Here is a 26,756-nt window from a genome sequence, read left to right on the forward strand (position 1 = left end):
GGTGAATTAAAAGGTTAGTTGCACACCGGCAAAAAACTGCCGCCGGCTCCAGTAGGTATCTGACGACCAGTAGTACGAACCGTCGACTCCCCGGTTCAGGGTGGAACCGTTGCCGGGTACCTGCGGGTCGAACATGGAATAGCCGGTAATGGTAAACGGGTTCTTCACCCCCGCATAAATACGGAGCTTTTCCATCTTCACTTTGTCTGCCAGGCGGGACGATAAGGTATATCCCAGCGTTATCCGGTTACAGCGCAGGTACGACCCGTCTTCCACAAAATAATCGGAAGCATTGGTATGGTTGTTATTCGGATCGTTTAATACCGCCCGCGGTACTGAGGTATGGGTGTTGGCAGGAAGAGTAATCGTTTCTCCCCCGGCCGTTGTGAAGGTTACATCGGTAGCCCGGAAACGGTCATTCATCTCCGCCATCTGGTTCTTCGCGCAATAACCGCCCATCAGTTCCGACTTCCAGTTATTGTAAATATCGTAACCAAAATCGCCCTGGAACAGCGCTGACAGGTCGAAACCTTTGTATTCGGCCATAATGTTCAGCCCCATCGACCAGTCGGGCAGGGAGGAACCGATAAAGGTTTTGTCACCGTCGGTGATAGCGCCGTCCCCGTTCACATCGACGTACTTCAAATCGCCGGCCGCGGCCGAAGGCTGCAACCGTTCCCCTTTACTGTTCACATAGTCTGCTGCTTCCTGGTCCGTTTTAAACAGTCCGTCGGTTTTGTAGCCCCAGAACTGTGCAACCGGCTTCCCGGCAACGGTCCGCGTGACATTTGCCCCGGAGGCAATACTCCCGCCGGCCAGCGATTCGTTGTCACCCAGGCTGTTCACCTTGTTGCGGTACAGCGAAAAGTTCGGCGAAACCGTTAAACGCACATCACCGATGGGCTGCCGGTAGGTGGCCGAGAATTCAATCCCCCGGTTGGTCATACTGCCGACGTTCATCGGGACCGAATTGGTTGTCCCGCTCGATTCGGGCAGCTGCACATCCAGCAGCATATCGCTCACTTTCCGGTTGTAGTAGTCAAAGGTGATATCCAGTCGGCTGTTCAGTAAGGTCATATCGAACCCCACGCCTGCATCCCGGGTGGTTTCCCAGGTCAGCGATTTGTTGGCAATGGATTCGGGGAGCGGCGCCGGTACATTCGAATCGGCGGCATTATCGCCCTGGTTGGCCCCCAGCGTGTAATACCGGTTATTGGTTTCCACCACCGACTGGTAATCGTACGCCCCAACGGCATTCGCACTTCCAATCCAGCCCAGGGTGGCCCTTATTTTCAGGTTGTCCAGCCAGCCGGCTGTTGCCTCTTTCATCCACGGCTCTTCACTGATCCGCCAGCCCGCCGAGAAAGACGGGAAATACCCCCAGCGGTTTCCGGCCGCAAATTTCGACGACTCATCGGCACGGAAATTAACCGTAAACATGTATTTGCTGTTGTAGCTGTACATCAACCGCGCCAGGTACGAGAAATAAGCCAGGTCGGTTTCCGAACTGCTGATGGTTTGCGAATCGGTGAACTTCGATTCCAGACCGAAATCCGTCTGCTCATCGCTGTGACCGGCCGTGGTCAGCGACCATGATACCGATTTCTCAGAGGTCACCCCCAGCACCCCGGAAACGGAGTGTTTACCCAGTGTTTTATCATACGAAAGCAGGTTTTCGATAATTTTGTGCCGGCTTCCGCCCTTGGTGGTCGACTGCGAATTGTAATCCTGCCGCGAAGCTCCCAAATCGTATTCCGGGGTAAAGGTGGCATCGTTGTTCCGGGCAAAAGAGTATGAATAAGATACCCGGTATTTTAACCAGTCGAATATTCTGAATTCGCCGAATACATTTCCCCGGGCGCTCACCGAACGGTTTCTCTCTTTCTCATTATGAAGGTACCACGCCTGGTTCGACAGGTCGTTCCCGTCCGTTTCGTTAATGCCGGTTTTGTAAAAACTCCCGTCTTCATTATATACCGGCAGGTTAGGCGGAAGCATCAGCATGTTCATCAGCGAGGCCCCTGTATTCTGGTCGGTCTGGTTATATCCTATCTGCAGTTGCCCGCCATAGGTAAACCGTCCTTTGGTGCCCTGTATGTTCGAATAAATGTTCTGAAATTCATTCTCGTACGAATCCATCTCGTTCCCGTCGTGGCTGTAGGTTACGCCAAACAGGTATTTGGACGATGGCGTGGCGCCGCTGACCGACAGGTCGTATTTTTGCGTGGTTGTCCGGCTGAAATACTGGTCCCACCAGCGGGTATCGGCCAGTGGCTTACCGGGGTTCGCATTGTGGGTCGGCACCGTCTGGTTCCAGGTCCCGCCGGCAATGGAGGCCGCATCGGAGGCATTGTAATAAAGCTCGTTTACATAAACGCCATAGTCATAGGCATTCATCATCTTCAGCTTTTTGGCCGGTGTTTCGGTGCCTGTGTAGGCGTTGAAATGGATTCTCGGCGCGCCGGGCTGTCCCTGCTTTGTGGTTACCAGGATGACACCGTTGGCCCCCCGCACCCCGTAAATGGCACAGGAAGCTGCGTCCTTCAACACCTGTATGGAGGCGATTTCGTCTTCGTTGGGAATGGCCCCGTCGATTACTCCATCGACCACCCACAACGGATCGGTACCGCCGGTGATAGAGCTGGTCCCACGGATGCGGATTTTCCCGCCCGATACGTTCACTCCGGCGATACTCCCCTGCAAAGCATCGGTCACACCGCCCGGAGCTTTCAATACTTCTTTCGGGCCCAGGGTGGAAATGGCCGACGTTAAATCGGCTTTTTTCTGGCTACCGTACCCCACCACAATGGTTTCATTCAGCTGCAAACGCTCTTCCTGCATGGTAACCGTTATGTAGCTGCGGTTTGTAACAGCCAGCTCCTGTGTTTTCATTCCCACAAATGAGAAGACCAGCACCGCGTTACCGGGCACTTCCGGCAAACGATAGTTGCCGTTTGCATCGGTAATGGTGCCCTGCGTAGTACCTTTTATTATAATGGTGACACCGGGAAGCGGCTGCCCCTTGCTGTCGGTCACCTTACCGGTTACCGTTTTTACTGTTTCCTGGGCCGTGGCCGGCGTAGCTGCCGCCGGCGGAGTAACTCCCGCAGCCCACATAAAAAGCAGGAGCAGGCATACGCTCCGTGCCCGGAAATTGACTTTTGGTTTGTTTTTCATAGAAATGGTTGTTTTAAAGGATTGATTATTAAGCGTTCGAATCGAAAAAATTTCGTTAGGAAAAGGGCGTAGTTTACCCTGTCAGCGGTTTCGCCGACTGTGGTTTACCCTGACAGTGGTTTTTCCCGACAGGGGTTTCCCATTACACCCGCCCCTCTCTCCGAAGCCTCGGAGCTCCCTCCCGAAATCTCGGGACGGGGAGACCTGGGGCCGGTGATATTTCTCAAGGTCCGGTACCCCTATTTTATGTTTTCAGACTTCCCTCAAGAGAACCCTGCTCCAACCTAATCTGATTCAGCCCCGAACGAAGCTGTCCCTCCCCGATGTGGGTCCCGAAGTGTCGGGAGTTAGGTGGGGCAAATGCCTGCCGGAGACGCAACACCCCGGCAGGCCATCTGAATTCTGAAGTCACCACCCTGGCGGGGGCGGACGATTGGGTTGGATATATGCTTGGTTTACAGGATACATGTTTTGGTGTATTTAGTTGCCCCTCTAAATCTCCCCACCTGGGGAGACTTTGGGCCGGTGATATTATTCATCGCAGATGCTTAAATATTTTGCCTTGCCATTCTGCTGCCTCAAGGAGTAAATGCTCTCTTTTTTCGCTGAGACTCTGAACGAAGCTGTCCCTCCCCGACTTGGGGAGGTTAGGTGGGGCAAAAAAGTCACCCCAAAAACCTGCCGGAGCCAGCGCCCCGGCAGGCGGGCTTTGAGTTGAACACACCGCCTTGCAGGTGGCGGCCTCTTAGAAAAAGTATGATTAGGATGAAAAGGGTTCATGGAATCAATTGGTTACACTTAGTTCAGTTGTCTTAAAAACTTCAGCTAAGTAACCGGTTTGAATGGAGGTTATTAACAATTAGTGGTTGTATCATACACCTTTAGCGTTGTAAAATACTCCGAAGAAGTATCACCAGCGGGATTAATTTGTATCTTTGATAGTACCAAGAAACTTTACAAAATATTAATCATGAATACTACAGATACCGCCCCTTCTCCAAAAGTTCACCACGGACGAAACATCAAACGACTGCGCGAAATGCTGGGCGTAAAGCAGGAATACATGGCCAGTGAACTCAACCTGACCCAACAATCCATCTCCAAACTCGAACAGAAGGAAGTGATTGAAGACGAAATGTTGGAAAAAGTGGCCAAAGTATTGAAGGTTCCTGTAGAAGCAATTAAGAACCTAAACGATGAGGCGACCTTCAATATCATCGCCAATAGTTACCATGACAATGCTTCATCTGTCAATTACCGTTGCACTTTCAATCCAATCGATAAATTAGTGGAACTCTACGAGCGTTTATTGGCTGCTGAAAAGGACAAAGTTGCCATGATGGAGAAATTGTTAGAGGGGAAAAAATAAGGATTTATCAGATGCCCCCGATAACAATAAAATTGGATGCAATTCAACGAAGTTATCGCTCAACACAATGTGAATAGAAAATTAGATTTACAATATGGAGAATGACAGATTACTTGATATAATTGATACAAAGACTCTGACTGCTACTACAGGAGCTATTGATATCTCATTTGGAGAAATAGCTTCAATGTATCCGGATGAATTAGAAATTAAGCCAGTTTATCAAAGACTTTTTAGATGGTCGGAAACTCAACAATCACAATTTATTGAGTCATTGATATTGGAACTACCAATACCTCCAATCTTTGTGATAGAAACCGAATCTCGAAAATATGATTTGATTGATGGTCTACAACGAATTTCATCTTTCCTTCACTTTATGGGGATACTTGGTAGAGGTAGGTATCCAGAGAATCACAAGCTCAAATTACAAAATTGTGATATTGTTAAAGAATTAAATGGATTAACTTTTGACAATTTATCACCGGCATTAAGAATAAAAGTAAAAAGGAGTTACGTGAGGATGCAAATTATAAGAAAGGAGAGTCCGAAACGCCTTAAATATGATATGTTTAAGCGCCTAAATACAGGTGGTTCTTTACTAAGTGCTCAAGAAATAAGAAATAGTACTATTAGACTGCTTGATGAATCTTTCATTGATTTTATTCAAAGATTAAAAAACAATAAAGATTTTAAAGAGGCAATTTCTTATGTTATGGACGAACAGATTAACGAGCAATTTGATGACGAATTGGTTTTACGATATTTTACGTTAAAGAATGCTAACCTTCAAAAATTTAAGGGAACTCTAGCTGATTATATGACTCAATTCTCGGAACAAATTGCTGATAAAGATGTTGAATTCGATTACAAGACAGAAAAAGTTAATTTTGAGAAAACCTTTGCACTTTTAAATAAAATTCTTCCCAAAGGAGCAATATTTGTTCATTATTCTGAACGAGGATTTCAAAAACAATTTTTGGCATTCCATTACGAGGCTTTTTCAATAGCTGTGTCTAAATACATAGATGAGTTGTCCATTGACAACACCGAAATTATACGGAAATTGATGACAAAATTTGCCAAGCTGAAGAATAGTAAAAAGTTTCAGGAAATTACAAAGAATGAGAAAGAGAAAAGAACAAGTGGCAGTAAATATCTAAAATATTTAAATGAAAGAATTGATGCGGTAGAATCAGTGATTAAGGAAGTATTATGACAGATTCTGACATTGATGAGTTAAGAGAAACAATAGAAAAAGACCTTGCTTGGCGTAATGAAGAAATTACATTTCTTTCAAATATTTTAAACAACATAAACGGTTCTAATCCGTCTGATACTGAAAAAAAGAGGAATGTATATCGGAAAAGTCTAATTCTTTCACTATACGCTCATTTTGAGGGGTTTTTCAGATATTCATTTGAAACTTATGCATATGCAATTAATGAATCAAAGATAGAAGTCGGTAAAGTAATAGATGTATTGTGCGCATCAGGTTTAAACAGGGAGTTTTTGTCCTATGAAGATTCAAACAAGTGGATAATTCCAGCTGATGAATTTTCTAAAACTCATCGGAAAATTTCAAACAGAGTACTGCTACTTGAAAATATTGAAGCTAGCAAAGCTAAATATCTTGAATTACCTTTATCTTCTGATTATCTTAACAAAACGTCAATTGTCCATACCGAATCTAATTTAAAACCTGAAATTATTGATAAGATTCTATATAGTTTAGGAATTCATCAGAGGTTAGGTCTTAATAGAACTGATTTTTTAAGAATAATGGGGCTTGTGAGTGAATTTGTTAAGAAGAGAAATGGAATAGCCCACGGAGATAACAAGAGTGAATTTAAAGTGGGAGTTTCCGAAAATGAATATAACAAGTTTTTTAATTCTTACGAAAGGATAACGAACTTGATAGGGCCTTTAATAACAAAGCATTTGAAGGATAAATTATACTTAAAACCAGAATATAGATAGAAGTCTACACCACCGGACAAAGTATATATAAAATAGCGTGATTCAGCAATTTCAAAGATTGTAGAACCTCTGAGGTTTGTCTCGGAAAACAAAAACGAAGCCAGCGGCGCTTGCTTGGCATATACGTTGCTGTTCGCCTCCGAAAAACGTCTCTGAGCCGATCTAGAGATTATAGTGATGAGACCATTTTCATCAGACTGATTTCTGGTATCGCACCTTTTCTCAAAAAACAAACGTTGGTTTTCACTATACGTAATCCAGACAATCTATTCATCATAGTGAATCTTTTTTAATTCCAGCTGAAAACAAAGATCTGTCCATGAATTAGACCACTGGTATATTAGGGTATATTACCAGGGCTTTAGTAAACCCATTTGCATCTTATAAGTACCGAAAAATAGCAAGGATTGTTATTTTACATATAAATTCTGTTCTTTTACAAAGGAGGAAACAGTTAGCCGATGCACCTTCATGTACCGTGCTATTGCACTATATGATATTCCAGCTTCAAGCATTTCCATTATTTGTTTTTCTTTTCCCGTAAGTTTCTTTTTCGATGACTTACTTCCTTTGGGTCTACCTAAAATTACTCCTTCTGCTTTTTTTCTGGCAAGGGCTTCCTTGGTCCGTTGTGATATGAGATTGCGTTCAATTTCAGCTGCCAAACCAAAAGCAAAAGCCAATACCTTGGAACTTATATCGTCGCCTAACCGAAAATTGTCCTTAATAGTCCAAATACGAATATCACGACGCATGCAATCATTTAAAATACTCATTATCATTAATAAGTTTCTGCCAAGGCGAGATAACTCAGTGCAAATCAAAATATCACCACTCTTCATTCTTTTTATGAGTTTTCCTAAACGCCTATTGTTTAAATCAATCGTACCTGAAATAGTTTCTTCAATCCATTTATCTACAAAAATTTCTTTTTGCTTACAAAATTCTACGACTTCGTATCGCTGGTTCTCTACTGTTTGTTTGTCTGTACTAACTCTGATATATCCGTAAATCATAATAATAAAGTTTTAAAATGCAGTATAAAAAAAAAGACCGATTTTACGTGGGCGTGATATAAAGCGATATTCTATTAATTTTTCTGACCTCTATTTACTATTTGTGCCATGGCACTTTCCTCTTCATGAAGATACATCAATAAAAGGAGCTTCGAATAAAGCAGAAGATGCCTTTAGGGTCGAATATTCAGCAATTTACAGGTATTTGTTACAATTTAAGGAAGGTTTATCCAAGCGTAATAAAGCAGAAACAGGAATCCGCTATGAATGGTACGCACTGCAACGTTGGGGAGCAAATTATTGGGAGGATTTTTTTAGACCAAAAATAGTATGGGCAGAAACCATGAGGATTCACAGAAAAACACAGTCAAGATTTCCTAGATTTTGCTTCGACAATAGTTGTGATTACATTACTGATAAAACATGTTTTTTTGCTACTGGAGATGATTTAAAGATAATTCTTTCAATTCTGAACTCTAAGCTTGGTAAATATCTATGTTCTAAATACGTGTCAATACTTGACTCTGGGGGTACTTGATGCAAAAATTATACTTGGAAAAAATCCCAATTGCAAAACCTTCAGAACAATATGGTCTTCTTTGAATAAGAAAGTTGACGAAATTCTTAATTCTTATTCAAATGGTTTAGAACGAGAAATTGATCATATCATATATGAGATTTATGAGTTCGACAAAAAAGAAATCTGTTTTATCGAAAGTCAGTAGGTTGGTATCTTACTCTCAATATAATTATTTCACAACTTTCCAACTCATAAAGCTTATATACCAAGTTATTTATCTCAATTGGATTCTTGTTGCCTCATTTTTGGCAGTTCCGATTTTATCAATCAAATGATTAAACGGCTCTTGCTGAGTTTTATCTAATTGAGGATTGGTACTTTTTCAATAAACATAGGTTTGTATTCAAAATAACCTCCATTACGGTAACACCTAAACTTCTAATATACCAATCAGCAACTGGGAGTTTAAAACGGCCAAAATGTATTTATTACCAGGCGTAATCATTGGTGATGGGCATTGATAAATATCCTCATCTGCAAGAGTAAATTGAGAGCTTAAACACAGATTTCCCCATACTATTTTTGGTCTAAAAAAATCCTCCATATAAGCACAGTTTCTTAAGTTAAAAGGAGTGTCTCCCTGATCAGCCCTTTGAGAAAGTTTAGGTTCAAAAGAACTTAGGTATTTTTTTATTGCTGCATAATCATCTATGTTTATTGGCTTTAACTTTTCTTCTTTAATTCCATTATGTGTATTAATTAGCCATAAATTGGCAAAGTCTACACGATATCTTTTATGTCCCTGCCACGTAAAATCGGTCTAATAATTTCGGCAGATTTTGGATCTTCTTTTATTAGTCTTTCTTTCGTTGCTCCATCAATTATAAAGGCTTCATTGTAACCAGTTAAAATTCCACGATTAATATTAATATCCCAATCTTTCAATGGTGTACCAATACGTTCAATCTTTTCTTTTATACTTTGCTCGATAGGTGAAAGTATTACCCAACTTTCTTCTGTCAAATTTTTAAAATTGATAAAGTCACTTTCGGTTAGTTGTAATAATTTAGTTCCTTTTGTAACTGTAATTGCCTTTGTATCTCTTTTAGGATTACTATTTTCAATTAACAAAATATTAGTGTCAACAGTAGCTGTATTAAAAATACCAGCACCTAAATCGAGTAAACGAATAGGATTTTTCTTTGTGAAAAAATTCCGTAAGCTTTTTCCATAACCAGCACGCATCCATTTGTTTGAAGTTATGAAACATAGAATTCCCTTGTTTTTAAGTAATTTTATACCGCTTTCATAAAACAGAGCATAAATATCACCGGTTCGTTCATAAGTTTCGAAGTTCATTGGTTTATAAAGTTCGCCTAAACATCCACCACCCTTTTGAAGTTGTATGTACGGAGGATTGCCAATCACAATATCGAACCCTTTATTATCTCCTGCTAGGACAGGATTGAGAACTTCAGGAAAATCTAATGTCCAATCAAAGTAGTTTAACGGCTTTTCAGGATTATTTTTCAATCCCTTAAGCTCCTGGATAGTTTTCCCCCACCCTTTTGTTGTTAACCACTTTTCAATAGCGCTGTTATATCTTGTCTTATTTTTAAAATTGGTTTTTAATGGTTCTTCTTTAATGCCTTCTTTTTCAATCATTAATTCAAGCTGACTGACGAGAATATCAATTTTTCTATTTTTTATCTCAGACTTAATATTGCTTTTGCTTTCAATACATTCGGAAAAATATTTTTTCTCAAGAGTGCTCAAATCTGTAAGCAATTTCTTCAGTTCTATTTCATTTTCGTTTCCCCAAATGCTTTGTTGTTGGCCTTCCTCAACCAGCCAGTTTACCTTAATAACTTGATCTTTGTATTTGCTGATTAACGAATCTCCCGGAACTATCTTGTAATCAAGATTTGGGAGAGGGGAAGGTTTTTCTTCATCCACGATAAGAGAGAGCCAAAACCGCAACCGGGCAATATCTACCGCGCCCTTTTCAATGTCCACCCCATAAATAGAATTTTCGATAATATGTCTTTTTACTCTGGCTCGTTCTTCTAATGAATAGGTGCTATTGAGGATTAATTTACAATGGTATATCTCATTCAAAAGCCCCATAGGAAATGCTCCGGAGCCAATAGCAGGATCGCATATTTTTACATTATCCAATAATTTATTGACTTGCGAACCATAAGTCTGTACAAAACGGAGTTGGTTTTGATAGAAACGGGCAATATCTTCCTTCAAATCCTCTCTTGGAATTTCATCACCTTTTAACTTGTACCGAACAAAATATTTTAAAGCATTACTTTCGTCGTAGGATAATCCCTGATTTTTCTTTTCCAAACCGGTTTTCAGGTATTCGACTAAGCTTTCCTGAGTCATGTACTTAACAATTTCCTTTGGAGTATAGAAGGCTCCTTTGTCCCTATTTCCTTCCAGCAAATTCTCAAAAATATGCCCCAACATTTCGGGGTCGATACCTACTTCATGTTCTTCGGGATCATTTTCATCAATGGTAAAATTGTATTCAGCGAAGAACGAAAACAAACTATTGAAAAGATTTGGCGGAAATGTCAGCAGTTCCGGTTCGTTTTTGTCTTTTTCGAACAAACCTCCGTTGAGATAGGGTATTTTTACCTTTTTACCATCGGGCATTACAAATGTATCCTTTTCACGACTGGTTGCATTTAAACCCTTAAAAAACAAACGTGTGAGGTGTTGACTATAAAATATTTCCGATTTTTCGGAGGTTTCCCAAAAGGTTTGCATAAAACTTTTGTCTCCATCAGAATAGTTTTCATCAGAAGCCCCTAACCACCCCTTCTTCTGCAGGAAGTAAAGAAAAACAATACGACCGAGCATTTTCTTGACAAAGTCGCGGATTACTTTGTCGTTGCCACTGAACATTGACTTTTTAAAGTTGGAACCACTCAAATAATCAACAAATATTTGGTAGTGTGCCTTGTATTTTGAGAAAAACTCTTTACTTAATTGCTCAACAGAGAATGCATCAATTACATCACTTAATCCGGCGGAAGTTTTTTTACTTGCCAACAGTGCCAGTCGCTCGGATGCCGTACGACAACTTTCTCCCTCACCCAGGAGGTAGGTGAAACGCTTTGATGCTGTCTCAAAAGTCGCCCATTCTCCTTTTTCGTTAAATCCTGATTCCTGCGAAACGAATGTAAAACGATAATTCTCCTTCCCCTGATCATATACTACGAGAACCCCATGATTGTTAGCTTCATCGATATAACGTGTGGTAAGATTTCGTAAAGCAACTCTATTACGCAAAAGATTGATGCCATCATCCAGTATCACTTCAAAAACAGCCAAATTCTTCCCGTCTTTCAACCTAACTAAACCAGTTTGATGAAAGGATTTAACATTTTTGTTGCTTACCTCAATTTTTTCTGGTTCTTTCAAAAGATTAACCGATGGAAAAATGTCGGATAACAAAGAGTTCCATTCGTCTCTGCTATACTTTTTTTGAAGAAGTTTCTGTAACTGTTGCTTATCCATGGGTTAATATTCTTATTTCGTAAATGATTCAGATATAATTATTTCGGGTAATTCCCCCTTAATTATTGGCAACAAAGCCTGTGTCTTTGTCTCTATACTTTCTTCTTTCCATAATGGGAATTCTCCCAGGATATTAAATAATTTTTCAATCATTATATCAATACGCATCGGAGTCTTCTTTACAGCTTTCGCCAGTTTATTCACTCTCTTTGGCAACTGGTTAAATTTATGAACACGAATAGCTTCCTGGGCAAACTTCACCAATATCTTCTGTTCCTTTGAAACCTCCTGCATATTAATAAACGCTGCCAAAAATGAAAGCGCATTTTTATCCTGAGGACTAAGTGTAATATCAACGACACTTTCTGTTTTTCTATCGGCTTCTAATTGCCGGTTAAAATCTTCGATTGCAATATTTACGTGATTATGATGGTTTTCATGTAGTTCAATAGATTTTTCGTCAATATAGGCTTTAAATTCTTTTGCAGTTTCAACGAAGGTTAATTCAGCCAGTTCATTGTTTTTATCTACATATGAGAAAGCATCTCGTTTATCGCTTTTTATGTATGTTAATGTGCCACTATTTAACAGACTGTTTTTCCTGCCTGTACGAGCCCTTAATGGCATATTTTTTATTCTCAAAAAGTCTTTCGGATTCTCTTTCTTGAACTTTCTAAGCTCCATTAAATAAGCCAAACGTTCGTCCTTCGATTCTTCGATGGTTTTATCGAAAATACCGAAAGTTTCAACTTCTTCCTCCGTCGAATAAATTTGAGAATCCTCACCTAAAGCAGAATGGAATGCCTGTAATTTTGTAATAGCTTTCTTGCGAAGTGCAATATCATTATCAACTTTGGCAGTTGGGTAAAAATTATAGATAAAAACTTTACCTGCTACCGAACCTATACGGTTTACTCTACCAATTCTCTGCATCAATCTTGTTGAGTTCCAAGGCGTATCATAATTTACTATGGTGTTTGAACGATGAAGGTTTACACCCTCTGCCAATACTTCTGTGGTAATAACGATTTTAATATCGTCTCTTTGTTCCTTTAAAGGTAGATTTGCATCAAAATTGGCACGGACAACCGGCATTTTGTGTTTTCGATTTCCTGCATTGATTTCTATCACATCAGAATGTCCCTTTTCCTCCAATTTGGTAAGTAGATAATCCGTTGTTTCTTTTGATTCTGAAAATATAACTAATTTTTGTTGCGGATTGTGTTCTGCATTGAGTAACCCATTTTGCAATTCATGATAAAATTTATCGAACTTAGGATCCACTTCAACTTCGTTCCAACGCGTAACCAAACTGCTGAGTATTTGATAATCTTTTTCTAAACCTTCATAAAACCCAGGGAGAAAATCGCCAGGCTCGCAGATAGTAATCGTTGGGTCTGTATCCATTAAAGACGAAATTTTGTTTATCAATTCTTCTTCTCTTTCATCTACAATGTATTCCGTTACATTTAGGTTTGGAGCAATATAAATTCTGCCATTTTCAAACATAGCCATCATTGCACCGGTTGCTTCATGAAACCTCCTTAATGAACCTTTGAATGCGGTAAAACTGCTGTCAATGCGTTTTACTAACAGTATTTTCATGATAAATGCCAGCTGCCGGGAAGCTAATTCCGCATTCTGATATTTCTCTTTCTTATCCGGTATCAAATATTTAAGTGCTTGATACCTGTTATAGGTCAGTCCGCCTATTTCCTCACTAAGTACAGCCATTGTATCGTCATATAATTTTTCTAAGTCAGGTTCTAACTGATACAATACTTTAATTGGAGGCTCAATTTTAGGGAATCTAATGCCCTGTTTTTCCAGGTCCTTCTTGTATTCGTCATGTTCATTCAGATCCGTACGAGTTCGCCTGATTGTTAGTGGTTTTATAACCTTTTCCCTGACAACTTCATAAATCCGTGCGACCTCTTTTCTTGCTTCTTCCAGTGGTAATTGTTGTGCTCTTTTATAATCTTCAATTGCCCGACTAAAAAATGAGGTAAGATTCGATATTTCCAATGTTGAACGTTTACCATCTTGGAATAATAATACTAGGTTACGTATGTCAGCTGGACGATTGTTAAGTGGTGTGGCAGAGATGAGTATAACTTTTTTAGGAGCTTTGGTTCCATCCTTCAACCGTCGGGAAGATAGAGCTTTACAAAGCTTTTGAAGCTCGTTGTATGCTTCTGATGTGTCGTTACGGAACTTGTGTGCCTCATCAACCAAAATCAGATCATATTTCTCAGGTCGTTTAACCTTATGCAGACTTCCATTAGTAATTATCTCAAAGTTCTTTAATCCAAAACTTTCAAAAGTTTCTTGCCAGTTATGTTTTAACGCAGGAGGTGTAACGACTAAAATAGTTGAGATATGCGATGGAAAATCATTAAAGTAAAAAAACTTCTTTGCAATCAAAGTCCCAACTACTGTTTTGCCTAAACCTACAACATCAGCCAAAAAGAAACCATTATGCTTTTTTAGTAACTCAAAACCTTGTTCAACAGCATCAATCTGGTATGAAAGACGCTTGAAATTGTCAGGCAAATCACTCACACTATTTGGGTCAAAATCTACGCTCTTGCCAAAATACTCAATCAGAAATTTGATGTACACTTCAAAGGGTGTAAACTCATCATTTATATAAGTTTCTTTTTTAATTCTTTCAAAATCGACAGGTAATACATCTATTCCTTCTGCCCAAAGCTTTTCAAACTCGTCGGATGCAAACTTTACATCATCATAATCTCTTAAAGCTACATTAAACTCGTAGTTGGAGGTTTCCTTCCCTCCCAGCCCGGCATCGGTAAGGTTTGAACTACCGGTTATAACTTCACCGGTGGTATATTCATTGAAATTTTCGGGCCGAAAAATATAGATCTTTGCATGTAACTTACGATGTGGATGTGCTTTAATTTGGACTTTCTGGGTTACAACATCGCTTAAGAATTGCTTAATGCCATCTTCTATATTCTTCTTGTATTCAGAATTCTGAATGTCATCTTTTATTGAATTGTTCAAATCTTCTAGTGCAAATTGATGGTCCCCCTTAAAAAGTAATCCTTGAGAGTGATATTTTGCAATAATCTTATCAACATTAATCCCAACCAATATTCTAATATTTGGAACCTTGTCCAGGTAAGGACGAATTGCAAAGTAACCAGATGCTCTAAAATAACCAACTAGCGCATCAAAGAAAGCAATGTCGGGGATATGTTCAAAAACTCCGGCAAATCTCCGAAGTAAAGTGTTTTCTTTTTCGTTGGTAAAAAATTTTGTGTTCATTGACGTTTTATTTCTGCTTGCTTAATTTATCAAATTTAGTCAAAAATAGTAACGATATTTTGATAAGCGTTAGTCCTATTATATTCTTTTACAAACACTCATATCTGATTGATCTGCAGATAGCAAGTGATTTCCTTTTGTCCTACATTTTATTCCACGTTCACTTAATATAGCTAGTCCTTACTAAGTTAACAAAATATTTTAAGGAAGTACTCGACATGAACAATTGTTGTAGGCGTTTCTTTGGAGAGAACCGTATCTCGCGGCCGCGGGAAGCTCATCCCGTAAGCGCTGGAATTTCAACTTCATCTCGCGGGGGAAAGATCTTCATCTTTGTAGGGAAACTTCTTCAACTTCACACAGAAAGTTCTTCATCATTTTGGAGATGGGGTTTGGAAGGCGGGAAAATGAGATTATGTGATAACCTAGTGGGACCTTACACCTAACTGTTGAAGATCCTAAGTGCCATTTTTGAAGTAACCTTATAACCTCACGAGGCTGGTAGTTGTAAACACTCTATTTAAAATAATCAGGAATTCATTCTCTATATTTAACATGCAGTTGAAAAGAAAATAATACAGATTTTGTAAATTGGCTGTATGAAAGATGCGACAATATATTCAATAGGTCATGGAAGCAAGGAGATCGAAGTTTTTATTAAGGAATTAAAAGCGTTCGGCATCCATTTCCTGCTTGATATCAGGTCGAAACCTTTCTCGAAATGGAATCCCCAGTTTAATCAGCCTATTCTTAAATCAGAACTGGAAAATCAGGGAATAACCTATGCTTATCTCGGTGATTCGCTCGGAGGCCTTCCTAACGACCCAAGTTGTTACGATTTTAACGGCAAGGTTGTTTATGAGCGAATAAAAGAAAAAGATTTTTTCAAGAAGGGATTAGAGAGACTAATTACGGCAAACGATAAAAAAATCCCTTTGGCTATTATGTGCAGTGAAACCAACCCGAAAGAATGCCACAGAAGTAAATTAATCGGACAGGAACTGCTCAAAAAAGATATTTCGCTAAAACACATTATTTCTGAGAGATACTTCAAATCTCAGGAAACAGTTATGGAAGAACTAACCAAAGGACACGGCGTAATTGACCTTTTTGGTAATGGACCAGACTTTACTTCAAGGAAATCATATATGTAATGGAATTTTTCACCATTGGAGTATATAACTCCACAGAGGAAGAATATTTTAGGAAGCTTATCGAAAACAATATTGATACCTTTTGCGATATTCGACAACGAAGAGGCTTGAGAGGGGCAAAATATGCTTTTGTTAATAGCAATCGTCTTCAGTCCAAGCTGAAGGACCTGGCTATAGAATATAAATATTTTCAATCCCTGGCTCCCACTTCCGAAATAAGGGAGTTTCAGAAGAAAGTTGATAAAGAAGACGGGGCGCAAAAAAGGACCAGGAACAAATTGAGCCAAATATTTACGGTCGTTTATAAAGATCGCATTTTAAGTAAATTTGATTTTGACTCATTCATTGACAAGTTAGAAGATGATGGAGCAAAGAAGGTTGTTTTGTTTTGTGTAGAGGAAAATCCAATGGCTTGTCATAGGTCAATTGTGACAGACAAATTGGAGAAACTCGGATACAAAACAACTCACTTATGAAAGAAATTGTTCTTATTCTATCAAAAACCAGAATGAATCACCATCAAGTTTGTGTAGGCGGCTTAACAATGGAAGGGCGCTATGTCAGACTACTTGATAAAAACGGCCACAACCAACCTGAAGATATCGATTTCGAACCCCGACAAGCCTGGGAAATTGAATATTCCCCACGAACAAATAATACTCCACCCCATGTTGAAGATGTAATAGTACAAAATCGCATCAGCAAAGGAAGACTAAAAAACAGCATAACGATAAAAGACTTCATCGAGAAAAGAAATATTCCTATTTGGAGAGGTCATCCTGATAATCTGTTTGACCGGCTCATTCAATGGACTGAAAATGGCAGTGGTTATATCGACAAAAGAGGAGGTATTCCAGACCACAGCGTTGGCTTCTGGATTAGTGATAAAGATTTATGGAGGCACAGGGAGTTTGACAGTATCAGGTATTTTTATCCTTCCTCAAATGGCAGAAGAAAAATTAAATTCAAAGGATTTGAAGGAGCTGTAAAAATAATTCCGGCAGGTACATTATTAAGGGTTTCGCTGGCACGGTGGGTTTCATTTGGAGCAGGTGAAAGCCTCAAATGTTGGTTACAGCTTTCTGGTTGGTATGACCTAGGCGAACATTCAGACGAAGAAGACGATTTACCTTTTTAAAATATCTTCTCTTCCTTTTGATGCTTTAAGAAGCGCTTCTCATTCCCGCGCGATGCTCATCTCGTGAGTTTGCGATAAGCGTCTCTCTGGATTTTCTTCTTCATCTCGCCAGGGAAAGTTCTTCATCTTTGTCGGGAAACTTCTTCAACTTCACACAGAAAGTTCTTCATCTTCGTCAGGAAAGTTCTTCATCTTTCGGCGCAAAGTTCTTCATCTTTAGGCCTAAAGTTCTTCATCTCTTTTGGAGATGGGATTTGAGTTTTGGAAAAACTCAGAAAAACGTAGTTGAAGGATTCATACTTATGATTGTACTTTTGCCTTGACGCAATAGTATCCCCGTGATTTTTCTTTTACATGTCCTTTTGGCTTGTTCCAAAAGAACGAAAAGAACAAGGCTTAGGATTTGTGTCGCGACGGGTGCCCAAACCGGATTTTGTCCCGCGACGCAAACTTGCCTCCTGGCGTCGGCTTCAAACAGGCATCGCTCCATTAGCCTTCCCCGTAAAATCCGGTTAGACCCGTTACCGCAATACAAATCACAGGCCGAGTCTTATCGCCTAACGGCGATTGAGGGAAATGACTATCTCCTTACGAAAGCCTCACCTTTTCCAATCTCCCCGGTTTCAGCAGAGTTTAGCGTAACAGAAATCAAATCATATCCCGACAATGCCTCATTATTCTGTTTAGGTTTTAAAACCTGCACACAATATCCATACATAAAGAATCCCCTCGCGTATTCTCTTATTTTGTTAATCCCTACTATTTTTGATGGCATCCCGTTTATTTCAATCGTCAACTCATCCTGGGTAATACTGTCGGGCGAAATATTAATCAGCTTGTCGGATTTATCTAACAATTCTTCCGTTCGCTCAGCATCCTCGAATGATTTTTTTTCAATTTTCTGGTCCGATACGAGCTGAAGAGATTTGGATAAACTCATCGGCCTGAAATATATCATATATGTTTCCTGCGGCGTTACCTGTGGTTCAAATGCATTGATGCCGTATATTTCCATTCGATCATACTGCGGGTTAATCGTCATATTTTGATGAACCGGAACATTCCAGTTCCAATACTCAAGTTTACGCACCCTATAATCCCTCAACCTGATTGCATACAGGCAATAGTAATCCCCTTCCTTTACGTTCATTAAATAATCACCGTCCTCATTCGATAATGTTTCATATACAGCTTCGAATTTATTATTCATCAGCCGTATTGTCACACTGTCGATCGGGACGCCATTGAAGTTGGTCACTTTACCATGAATCTCATACATCTTATCCTGCGCCATACAAGACAACGAGGACATTAAAACAAGTCCGAACAGAATAATTTTTCTCATTTTTTAATTGTTAGGTTACGTTGTTGTAAACGTGGCTTGCCTGTTACTTCCTCATGACGAAAAGGCATTCCTTCCGGCCCTTATTAGCATAAGATAAGACCTTTTGGAGTTTGTTTTGACCAGGTATTTTGTTTCATCACGTTATTGAGCATTAAGTATAACGAAGTTAACAAAATATTTTAATGGGATGTACACAATGAGAAGAGCTGCTGTAGGTGGTTGTACCGGAACTTTGCCTTGACGCAAAGTTCCCAAATCACAGGCCGGTCATATCTCCTGAAGGCGATATAAAGAAATAGAATATAGAAACACCTCCACTGGCAGTAGTTTTCTGCGGGAAGAAAAAAATCCTTGCCGCAGCGGATTGGCAACGGGCGCGCAGTGGATTGGAAAGGAGTAAACAGGGAAATATTTCTTTACCGCAGGGGATTGGAGAGGGCGGAAAACGCAGGGTTTTTTACACGCCCCCCACTACACCATTAAAGTACTTTTATTTGCAACAAAAGTACCATCCCCAACGGTCCGGAGAAAAATCCTGAAAGGATGACGGGGTTGTAGTCCCGGTTCCGATGCATATCGAAACCGGGGATAGCACGGGCCGGGAGAACCATGGCCGTGTGATGTCATTGTTTGAAATATCAACCTTTTCCGACCGCAACGGTATTAAAGCTTCATTTCGAAAAATATAAATATTCACTACCGAAACCGCAGTTATAAAAAGTAAGATGACGATGACTGTTCAAACCAATATCTGCTATTCTCCCAATGCCTTTTCATAATTCAACTTTGCTATCAGGTAATCATAAACCGCTTGTATATAATTTTGCTCAGTAGTATTCAGGCTTTTTTCGGTATCAAGTAAATGGTCGTAGTTGACCCCGCCTAACTGATACTGCTGTTTTTGGTTTTCATAGATTTGACCGGACAGCTTATAATTTTTATGCGTGATTTTCATGTTTCTCAAAGCATTATTCAGCTTTATCCCTGCTTTTTCTATTTCAAAAGAGATATCTGTTTTTGTTTGTTGAAGCTGCATTGCTGTTTGCTCCGACAAAATATGGTATTTCCTGATGCGGTTGTTTTTCCGGAAATGAGCCGAAACCGGAACCGATAATTTAACCCCGATATAACTATACGGATTCCAGTATTGTTTTCCGCCGTAATGAAGATGATTGTTTTGAAATTCCTGTGAATAATTGGCAAAGATTGAAACGGTTGGAAGTTTACTCCTTCGCGCATTCTTTATTTGCAGTTTGTCGTTTTGCTGCTCCAATTGCAATTGTTTCATCTCGGTTCGATTATCGATATTGATTTGGTTCTGCAAACGAACCTCCGGGCCAGCTAATGAGCTTAAACTGTCGGTTAGGATAATCAGGGTTTCCGGTTTTATATTCATTGTGTATTTCAGGTAGTTTACAGCCAGCTTATAATTTTGCACGAGTTTTTGCGTGGTTACCTTGGCATTTTCGTAATCCAGTTTTGCCCGTAAATAATCATTCTCCAGCATTTTTCCATAGCTGTACCCGCCTTCGGCCAGCTTCTTATATTCCCGGTAACGGTTTTGATCGTTCTCTGCCATTTTCACTTGCAGATTTTTGAGTAACACATTCAGATAAGCTTCTTTAATCTGATTTTTGATTTCAATTTTTGAAGCCCGCGTCTTTTCCTTTTCCAGTTCCAGTTCATTTTTACTCAAACCTGTTTGGACAGATAGTGAGGGATTGAAAACAAATTGGTTCAGCGAAAGGGAGTAAACCGAATTGTACTTCGTGCTGAGAGAGACAGCCATTGGTGCATCATTCCCGAGCACTCCTGCCGGAACAACTGTTTTCTCCATTTGTGTATTGTAGGTCAGGTTTCCGCTTCCTGAAATTTCAGGCAACCATTGTTTCCTGTCTTCTGTCACCTGATTTTGCGCCACCGAAATATTGTATTGGCTGGCTTTCAGGTCGAACCGGTTTTTTAAGCCATTTTCCACTGCCTGCTCTACCGATAATCTCAAAGTGTCCGGTTGAGCTTGTGCCACTATTGTTAGGATGACAAATATCAATGTGATGATTAAATGTTTCATTGTTTCGGATTTTTAATAAAAAGAATGACCAGAATGCTGATCAACAGAACGACTGCCATTCCAAGGTAGGCATTGTCGTAACTTAAAATTTGTACCTGTTTATTTACAGCAGACTGCACCAGAGCATAGGCTCCGTGGGTTGCATCCATAACATCGTAACCAGCACTCATCAGCTTTTGAGTGTATGCACTAATTCGGCTTGTGAATACAGCGTTGTAGTTATTGATATACCCGACAAGATTCGAGCTTACGAATGTATTTTGAGCGTTTAGATAAAGCGTAATCAGGGTTACACCAATGGCCGAACCGAGTTGCCGCATAATATTCGACAAACCGGTTGCCTGTGCAAGTTCCTCACCTCTCAGGCCAACCAGTGCCAATGACATTAACGGAACCATCACAAATGCTTTTCCGGCGGCATTCAGAATATACGGACCAAAGAAGTTTCGTTCACCTGAGTCCGGAGTTGAAAATGAAAGCAGGAAGAGGAACAATGAAAACATGCATATTCCAATAATAGCGGATGTTTTCATACTGATGACTTTCAAAACGACTTTGCTTACGATCATCATAAATACAGCTGAAAACAGCGCAACCGGAATAAAGAACGTTCCCTGTTTAATAGCTGTCCATCCCAGGGTGTCCTGGGCAAAAAGAGGGAAGATAAAGGACATGCAAACAACCATCATTCCCAAAATCAGGTTCATGAGGTGTCCCAGCGCCAGGTTTAAGTTCTTATATAATTTAATATTGACTGCAGGCTGGATGCAGGTTAATTCTCTCCAGATAAAGGCGATGAGCCCCGCAATTGCAATCACAAAGGAAACAGTAATCTTTATGCTATCAAACCAGTAATTGGCACTGCCTTCTTCGAAAAAGTATTCCAATGCGCAAACCCAGATGATAAGAAATCCGATTCCCCACCAATCGATTTCTGTGATTTTTTTTACAGTTGCCAGATTGGGAATAAACATCCAGGAGAAAATGGTGCCAAGAATACCGATAGGCACATTTATAAAAAATATCCAGTTCCATGTAAATGACTCAACAATGTATCCTCCAATAACCGGGCCGATGGCCGGGCCAATCATTAAACCAACACCAAAAATAGCAGTAGCAAAAGGCAAATCTTTGGGTGGAAAACTGTCGGCGATGATACTTTGAGCTGTTGCCAGCAGGGCCCCGCCTCCAAGTCCCTGTAAAAACCGCCATAAGATTAGCATCCACAGACTGGAAGACATTCCACAAATCAGCGACGAAAATGTGAACAGAACAACCGAAGCGGTAAAGTAAATTTTCCGTCCGAAAAGATTAGAAAACATGGCTGAAAGCGGTACGGTAATCAGGTTTCCGATGGCGTAGGCCGAAACCACCCAGGCTATTTCCATTGATGTTGCTCCCAGGTTTCCCATCATAGCCGGGCGAGCTACGCCTACAACGGTAGAATCAATCAATTCCATCAGTGCACAACCCAGTGCGGTAGCAATGAGTATCCATTTGCGGGCACCGGTTACCGGTTGTTCTTTTTGAGCTATTGCTTCCATGTCTGCTTAATTGATCTTGATTTTCACAAAAGCACTGAGACCAGGGAAAAGCTCCTTGCGAATTTTCGGGGCAATCGAATCCAGAGAGATGCGAACGGGTACGTGTTGAGTGACTTTTATGAAGTTTCCGGTGGCATTATCAGGAGGCAGCAAAGCGAATTTGGCTCCCGTAGCCCCCGAAACAGATTCCACTTTTCCTGTCAGTTTCAAATCCGGATAGCCGTCAACTTTAATTCTTACCGGTTGGCCTTCTTTAATTTCAGAAAGTTTGGTTTCCTTAAAATTGGCACTGACCCATATCTTACGGTTGTCGATCACTACAAAAAGCGATTGCCCGGCAGAAATCAGTTCTCCTTCATTAATGGCTCGTTTAGTTACTATTCCGCTACACGGAGCTTTAATAAAAGCGTGCTGTAAATCGTACCGGGCCATATCCAAATCGGCCTGTTTCTGTTTAATGTCTGCCTGCGCTTGTTTTAATGCATTCTTCTGAGCTTCTGCCTGAAGTTGGGTATTCTTTAATTCTGCCAATGCTGATTGCCAGTCACTCCGGTTCTTTTCGTAATCCGACTTTGCAACCTGGAGCGAAGCCTTTGCTTCGTCGAACTGTTCGGCTGTCGCTCCTTTTATTTTCGCTAAAGCATTGATGCGCTTAAAATTACTCGCAGCTTTATCCAAACGCGCTTTTGACGCCAGTACATTTTGCTTTACTGCATCGGTTTTCCGTGACGATGATTCGGCGGTATACCTGGCTTCGGCAATTTTGCTTTGGGCAATTAATTTGGTGACTTTAGCATTTTCGAGAGCTGCTTCGGCCCGTGTCACTTTCTCCTGCAATTTGGTTGTGTCAAAAACAACCAGCAACCGGCCTTCTTTTACAAGTTGATTGTCGGTGAAGTTAATTCTATCCACATAAGCTGTAACAGAAGAGCGGACAGCTACGATGTTTCCGTCAATTTGAGCATTATCGGTAGACTCATAGCGGTTGCTCTCAAGGAGCCATGCAGTTCCCGAAACAGCAATTAAGATAACAGCAGCAAGGCCCGCAATTATTCCTGTTTTTTTCTTTTTCCCTTTTTGTTCCATCTGGTTTATGATTAATTCGATGGAACAAAATTGGGCGAGACTAGCCGGTTAAGAAATAAGGTTGTAACTGAACCGGACAAATCGGGGACTGAAAATTCACCGGCAGTGTATTATTCACCGGCAAGCCAGTCGAGGAATTCAGGAACTTTTGCTTTGTTAATTTTAATTTTTTCGTTGAACGGAATCGAGAGTGTTACGGAAAGTGAACGGGCGAAGTATTGTGCGGCTTCTTTTACTGCGTTACGGTGAATAAGGAATTGCCGGTTAGCACGAAAAAAATCGATTCCTACAATTTTTTCGAGTTCTTCAAGCGGTTTGTTGATCGCGTAACTCTTTTGATCAAAAGTGATCAGGTGGGTAATTTTATTTTCGAGGTAAAGAACAGCAATTGAATCGACCCTTACCGGCAGTATTTTGTCTTTATAATACACTAAAACAGAAACTTTCTTATGTTGTGTCTCTTTGTTCTTAAAGAGTTGAAGCATTGTTTCGAGTTGCGATGAGCTACCGGCAAATTTATTTTCAAGTTCCCTGTACCGTTTCAGTGAAGCTGCGATATCTGCTTTGTCAAAAGGTTTCAAAATATAATCTATTCCGTTTGCCTTAAATGCTTTAACGGCATATTCATCAAATGCAGTGCAAAAAATAACCGGTGTTGAAACCGATGCAGCCTGAAAAATTTCGAAAGACAAACCGTCACCCAATTGAATATCGCTGAAAATAAGATCCGGGTGTTCATGATTCTTAAACCAGGCAATTGCATTTGCGACAGAATTAAGAGTTGTCACAATCCGGATTTCCGGATTTACAGTTAAAAGATTATCTTTCAAATCTTCGGCAGTAAAGGACTCATCTTCAACTATGACGATTTTCATGGCTCAAAACTTTAATGCGTACCGAAAAATGTTCATCATCTTCTTTTATCATAATTTCATCTCCGGAGATGATTTTATAGCGCTCGGACAGATTCATTAAGCCAGTTCCGGAAGTATCCCCATTCACGGTTTTCTTTTGCTTATTGTTGCTGACAACCAGGTAACCGCCGACATATTTCAATTCAATGAAAAGCGGATGTTCTGTCGTGAGTGCATTATGCTTTATGGCGTTTTCGAGCAATTGTTGTATTGAAAACCCCGGAACAAAACCCGATTGTGCCTCGTCAGGTATATTTATAGAGAATTGTAGTGCTTCTCCGAACCTGACTTTTTGAAGCTCCAGATAATCGGTACAAAATTTTAATTCGCTACTGAGTTCGGTTAATTTATCATCATTTGAGGTAACCGATGTGCGCAAAAAATCAGATAATCGTTTCAGGTAGATCTCGGCCTGATGTGGTTGCTTTCGAATCAGAGATTTCAGGGTATTTAGGGCATTGAACAGAAAATGCGGATGGACTTGTTGCTTTAGTTGCAAATAGGTCGCTTCCATATTTTTCATCTTAAGACGGGTATTCTCGAGTTCAAGGGCTGCCACTGAATCTGTTACAAGCATGAAATACAGCAATAAATGGGTTGTTAAATTCACAAAAATGAGCATCGCAATGAATAAAATAACAACAAAAAGAGTTTTAGGATGCTGTTGTTGCGACAAAAAATACAACTCTCCGGAAGCATCGTTTCCAATTTTTGCGGCTATTTGATTTCCCAGCAAGTTTATAAGTAATCCACCTGTCAGTAAGGGAATTAATGAAAACAGACTGTTTATCCCCAGCACTTTGATCTGATGAAGCCCGGAGAAATTCTTATGTCTTTTTCCGAGGTAATTTGTAATCCAGATATAACACAGAGAAATGGTGAAAACAACTCCTGCCACAATCAATGCAAACAGAAAGTCGTACACCCAAAAAGAAGGAATGACAATTTTGATAAAATAAAATTGTGATACCACTACAATCCCAAGCGCCAGGACTCCTGCGGTAATCGACCCAAAAACCGAGAATATATATAATTTTTTCAATAGTGCTTTTTCCATTATCCAAATTTAAAAAATTAGATGATTGTCAATGGTTATTTATTCTAAGCCGGACAGAAGTGGGATTAAACCAGTCAAAATACGCTTTAAAAAATTGTATCCCCCTTCAATGCTCACCCCAGAACCGATACGAATATTATCACAAGGCTTGTTCACCGCAAAAGTTAGTCAGCATGGAGCAGGGCACACTATTCTTGGACAGGCCCTACTTACTGAAAGATTTAGCGATACCCTGACAGGTAAATTGAACCGGTGCACGGGAAAATGGAGAGTATCCGCAGAGACTGACAAAAGCTTATACGCAAACCCTAACCTTACAACCACCACTGAAAGGATAAGGTAACTACCAGTGGAAGGTCCTTAGTACCATTTTTGAAGAAACCTGATAGCCTCATGAGGCTGGTAGTAGTAAGGTAATTTTTTCTGGCCCGGAGAAGCGCATCTCATGGCCGCGAGAAGCGCAACTCGTAAGCGCTGGAAATTCAACTTCATCTCGTGAGGGAAAGTTCTTCATCTTTGTTGGGAAACTTCTTCAACTTCACACAGAAAGTTCTTCATCTTCGTCAGGAAAGTTCTTCATCTTTCCACACAAAGATCTTCATCTTTAGGCCTAAAGTTCTTCATCATTTTAAAGATGGAGTTTGGAAAACAGTTGGTAGCATAACCCTTATCCTTTTGTCCACTTTTTTGTTGCAAGGCCAAAAACCCTATTTAACGGAGTGTCCCCACCGGAATAATCTCATGCTAAATTTATTGTTAAGTGTACACATGTTCATGTTGCCCGCACACAGAGTGTAAAATTAAAAGCATAATATGGCGTTTTACGCATTTTTAACCAAGCAATGAGGATTGTACTTCAAATATTACATAAACCGTTAGCAGCGACACTTTACCACACCATGTACCTCCAGAGCAAACTTTGAATTTTATAAAACATTAAAATTGTTTGATATTTGAGTATGTAAAGTCACCGTTAATCAGAATACAAAATGAACAAACAACTACAGTGTCTTTTAAAAACTTTTGCAGATTTTGATGAGCGAGAGCTTGACGTGATTTGTCGTGCTTTTAAATACAAAAAAGTTAATAAGAATGCCCTACTACTGAATCAAGGTGAGATATGTAAGGAAGTTTATTACGTAACTAAAGGTTGTATTCGAACATTTTTTATTACAAAACAAGGTAGTGAGAAAACAAGACTTATAAACCTTGAGGGCTCCATAGGAACTGCTTTTTCCAGCTTCGTAAACCGGACGTCTTCTTTCGAGATGATTGAAACGATTGAAGATACAGAGTTGTTAGCGATTAATTATAACGATTTTTACCGATTAATAGACGAAATAAATCATTGGAGAGATTTCTACCAGAAATTGTTGGAAATGGCATATACATTTCAAAATAAAAAGATTGAACAACTGGTAACATTAACCGCAAAACAACGCTACGATTTGGTTCTAAAAGAAAATCCGGCTTTAGTCCAACGAGTTTCAAACAAAGTCTTAGCATCATATCTCGATATAAGGGAAGAAACATTAAGTAGAATTAAAAACAAATGATTCG

General features: G+C 40.0%; 18 protein-coding genes. 8 read left to right on the forward strand and 10 right to left on the reverse strand.

Going from position 1 to position 26,756, the window contains the following annotated elements; translation table 11 throughout:
- Positions 1-6: 6 nt before the first annotated feature.
- Entirely contained in the window at positions 7-3,177 is a 3,171-nt protein-coding gene (locus GJU87_RS10085) for a TonB-dependent receptor (RefSeq protein WP_153639409.1), read from the reverse strand.
- A 970-nt stretch (positions 3,178-4,147) separates the two neighbouring features.
- Here GJU87_RS10085 and GJU87_RS10090 point away from each other — a divergent pair.
- The 3 genes from GJU87_RS10090 (at position 4,148) to GJU87_RS10100 (ending at position 6,526) form a co-directional block, all read left to right on the forward strand.
- Positions 4,148-4,546 (forward strand): helix-turn-helix transcriptional regulator, encoded by a 399-nt coding sequence (locus GJU87_RS10090; RefSeq protein WP_153639410.1) that lies wholly within the window; start codon positions 4,148-4,150, stop codon positions 4,544-4,546.
- Positions 4,547-4,640: 94 nt separating this feature from the next.
- Positions 4,641-5,765: a DUF262 domain-containing protein gene (locus GJU87_RS10095; RefSeq protein ID WP_153639411.1), complete on the forward strand. Its 1,125-nt coding sequence runs from the start codon at positions 4,641-4,643 to the stop codon at positions 5,763-5,765.
- Complete coding sequence (locus GJU87_RS10100) at positions 5,762-6,526, forward strand: MAE_28990/MAE_18760 family HEPN-like nuclease (protein ID WP_153639412.1); 765 nt, start codon at positions 5,762-5,764, stop codon at positions 6,524-6,526. Before GJU87_RS10095 ends, GJU87_RS10100 begins: the two co-directional genes overlap by 4 nt.
- Positions 6,527-6,936: 410 nt before the next feature.
- Here GJU87_RS10100 and GJU87_RS10105 read toward each other — a convergent pair whose 3' ends face one another.
- The gene (locus GJU87_RS10105; protein ID WP_153639413.1) at positions 6,937-7,542 is read right to left on the reverse strand and encodes a master DNA invertase Mpi family serine-type recombinase; all 606 of its coding nucleotides are present in this window, start codon (positions 7,540-7,542) and stop codon (positions 6,937-6,939) included.
- 40 nt (positions 7,543-7,582) lie between these two features.
- Between GJU87_RS10105 and GJU87_RS21820 the strand changes: the two genes are divergently transcribed.
- The gene (locus tag GJU87_RS21820; RefSeq protein ID WP_153641419.1) at positions 7,583-8,080 is read left to right on the forward strand and encodes a TaqI-like C-terminal specificity domain-containing protein; all 498 of its coding nucleotides are present in this window, start codon (positions 7,583-7,585) and stop codon (positions 8,078-8,080) included.
- 762 nt (positions 8,081-8,842) lie between these two features.
- Here the strand turns inward: GJU87_RS21820 and GJU87_RS10115 are convergent.
- Positions 8,843-11,596, reverse strand: coding sequence for an Eco57I restriction-modification methylase domain-containing protein (locus tag GJU87_RS10115; RefSeq protein ID WP_153639414.1), 2,754 nt, complete (start codon positions 11,594-11,596; stop codon positions 8,843-8,845).
- A gap of 12 nt (positions 11,597-11,608) precedes the next feature.
- A complete protein-coding gene (locus GJU87_RS10120; protein ID WP_153639415.1) occupies positions 11,609-14,887 on the reverse strand; it encodes a helicase-related protein in 3,279 nt (1,092 codons plus the stop codon).
- Positions 14,888-15,486: 599 nt separating this feature from the next.
- On the opposite strand from GJU87_RS10120, the gene GJU87_RS10125 reads away from it, so the two are divergent.
- The 3 genes from GJU87_RS10125 to GJU87_RS10135 are packed head-to-tail and all read left to right on the forward strand — an operon-like array spanning position 15,487 to position 17,179.
- Positions 15,487-16,041, forward strand: a complete 555-nt coding sequence (locus tag GJU87_RS10125; protein ID WP_153639416.1) for a DUF488 family protein — start codon at positions 15,487-15,489, stop codon at positions 16,039-16,041.
- The gene (locus GJU87_RS10130) at positions 16,041-16,517 is read left to right on the forward strand and encodes a DUF488 family protein (protein WP_153639417.1); all 477 of its coding nucleotides are present in this window, start codon (positions 16,041-16,043) and stop codon (positions 16,515-16,517) included. Before GJU87_RS10125 ends, GJU87_RS10130 begins: the two co-directional genes overlap by 1 nt.
- Complete coding sequence (locus GJU87_RS10135; protein ID WP_153639418.1) at positions 16,514-17,179, forward strand: hypothetical protein; 666 nt, start codon at positions 16,514-16,516, stop codon at positions 17,177-17,179. The genes GJU87_RS10130 and GJU87_RS10135 overlap by 4 nt, the downstream gene beginning before the upstream one ends.
- A 580-nt stretch (positions 17,180-17,759) precedes the next feature.
- On the opposite strand, the gene GJU87_RS10140 is transcribed toward GJU87_RS10135, so the two are convergent.
- The 6 genes from GJU87_RS10140 to GJU87_RS10165 form a co-directional block, all read right to left on the reverse strand.
- Positions 17,760-18,524, reverse strand: coding sequence for a carboxypeptidase-like regulatory domain-containing protein (locus tag GJU87_RS10140; protein WP_153639419.1), 765 nt, complete (start codon positions 18,522-18,524; stop codon positions 17,760-17,762).
- A 754-nt stretch (positions 18,525-19,278) separates the two neighbouring features.
- Entirely contained in the window at positions 19,279-20,595 is a 1,317-nt protein-coding gene (locus tag GJU87_RS10145; protein WP_153639420.1) for a TolC family protein, read from the reverse strand.
- Entirely contained in the window at positions 20,592-22,139 is a 1,548-nt protein-coding gene (locus tag GJU87_RS10150) for a DHA2 family efflux MFS transporter permease subunit (RefSeq protein WP_153639421.1), read from the reverse strand. The genes GJU87_RS10145 and GJU87_RS10150 overlap by 4 nt, the downstream gene beginning before the upstream one ends.
- Before the next feature lie 6 nt (positions 22,140-22,145).
- On the reverse strand, positions 22,146-23,225 hold the full coding sequence (locus tag GJU87_RS10155) for an HlyD family secretion protein (protein ID WP_153639422.1): 1,080 nt from the start codon (positions 23,223-23,225) through the stop codon (positions 22,146-22,148).
- Between the two features lie 110 nt (positions 23,226-23,335).
- On the reverse strand, positions 23,336-24,100 hold the full coding sequence (locus GJU87_RS10160) for a LytTR family DNA-binding domain-containing protein (RefSeq protein ID WP_153639423.1): 765 nt from the start codon (positions 24,098-24,100) through the stop codon (positions 23,336-23,338).
- A complete protein-coding gene (locus tag GJU87_RS10165) occupies positions 24,081-25,037 on the reverse strand; it encodes a sensor histidine kinase (RefSeq protein ID WP_194831502.1) in 957 nt (318 codons plus the stop codon). Before GJU87_RS10165 ends, GJU87_RS10160 begins: the two co-directional genes overlap by 20 nt.
- A gap of 1,148 nt (positions 25,038-26,185) precedes the next feature.
- Between GJU87_RS10165 and GJU87_RS10170 the strand changes: the two genes are divergently transcribed.
- Positions 26,186-26,752: a Crp/Fnr family transcriptional regulator gene (locus GJU87_RS10170; RefSeq protein WP_153639425.1), complete on the forward strand. Its 567-nt coding sequence runs from the start codon at positions 26,186-26,188 to the stop codon at positions 26,750-26,752.
- Positions 26,753-26,756: the final 4 nt, after the last annotated feature.

Origin of the sequence: Prolixibacter sp. NT017 (assembly GCF_009617875.1) — a bacterium.
In the GTDB taxonomy this organism is placed as follows: Bacteria; Bacteroidota; Bacteroidia; order Bacteroidales; family Prolixibacteraceae; genus Prolixibacter.

Bases quoted from the DNA above. Each gene is read 5' to 3' on its own strand.
- GJU87_RS10085 (WP_153639409.1), bottom strand. From the start codon at position 3,177: ATGAAAAACAAACCAAAAGTCAATTTCCGGGCACGGAGCGTATGCCTG.
- GJU87_RS10090 (WP_153639410.1), top strand. From the start codon at position 4,148: ATGAATACTACAGATACCGCCCCTTCTCCAAAAGTTCACCACGGACGA.
- GJU87_RS10095 (WP_153639411.1), top strand. From the start codon at position 4,641: ATGGAGAATGACAGATTACTTGATATAATTGATACAAAGACTCTGACT.
- GJU87_RS10100 (WP_153639412.1), top strand. From the start codon at position 5,762: ATGACAGATTCTGACATTGATGAGTTAAGAGAAACAATAGAAAAAGAC.
- GJU87_RS10105 (WP_153639413.1), bottom strand. From the start codon at position 7,542: ATGATTTACGGATATATCAGAGTTAGTACAGACAAACAAACAGTAGAG.
- GJU87_RS10115 (WP_153639414.1), bottom strand. From the start codon at position 11,596: ATGGATAAGCAACAGTTACAGAAACTTCTTCAAAAAAAGTATAGCAGA.
- GJU87_RS10120 (WP_153639415.1), bottom strand. From the start codon at position 14,887: ATGAACACAAAATTTTTTACCAACGAAAAAGAAAACACTTTACTTCGG.
- GJU87_RS10125 (WP_153639416.1), top strand. From the start codon at position 15,487: ATGAAAGATGCGACAATATATTCAATAGGTCATGGAAGCAAGGAGATC.
- GJU87_RS10130 (WP_153639417.1), top strand. From the start codon at position 16,041: ATGGAATTTTTCACCATTGGAGTATATAACTCCACAGAGGAAGAATAT.
- GJU87_RS10135 (WP_153639418.1), top strand. From the start codon at position 16,514: ATGAAAGAAATTGTTCTTATTCTATCAAAAACCAGAATGAATCACCAT.
- GJU87_RS10140 (WP_153639419.1), bottom strand. From the start codon at position 18,524: ATGAGAAAAATTATTCTGTTCGGACTTGTTTTAATGTCCTCGTTGTCT.
- GJU87_RS10145 (WP_153639420.1), bottom strand. From the start codon at position 20,595: ATGAAACATTTAATCATCACATTGATATTTGTCATCCTAACAATAGTG.
- GJU87_RS10150 (WP_153639421.1), bottom strand. From the start codon at position 22,139: ATGGAAGCAATAGCTCAAAAAGAACAACCGGTAACCGGTGCCCGCAAA.
- GJU87_RS10155 (WP_153639422.1), bottom strand. From the start codon at position 23,225: ATGGAACAAAAAGGGAAAAAGAAAAAAACAGGAATAATTGCGGGCCTT.
- GJU87_RS10160 (WP_153639423.1), bottom strand. From the start codon at position 24,100: ATGAAAATCGTCATAGTTGAAGATGAGTCCTTTACTGCCGAAGATTTG.
- GJU87_RS10170 (WP_153639425.1), top strand. From the start codon at position 26,186: ATGAACAAACAACTACAGTGTCTTTTAAAAACTTTTGCAGATTTTGAT.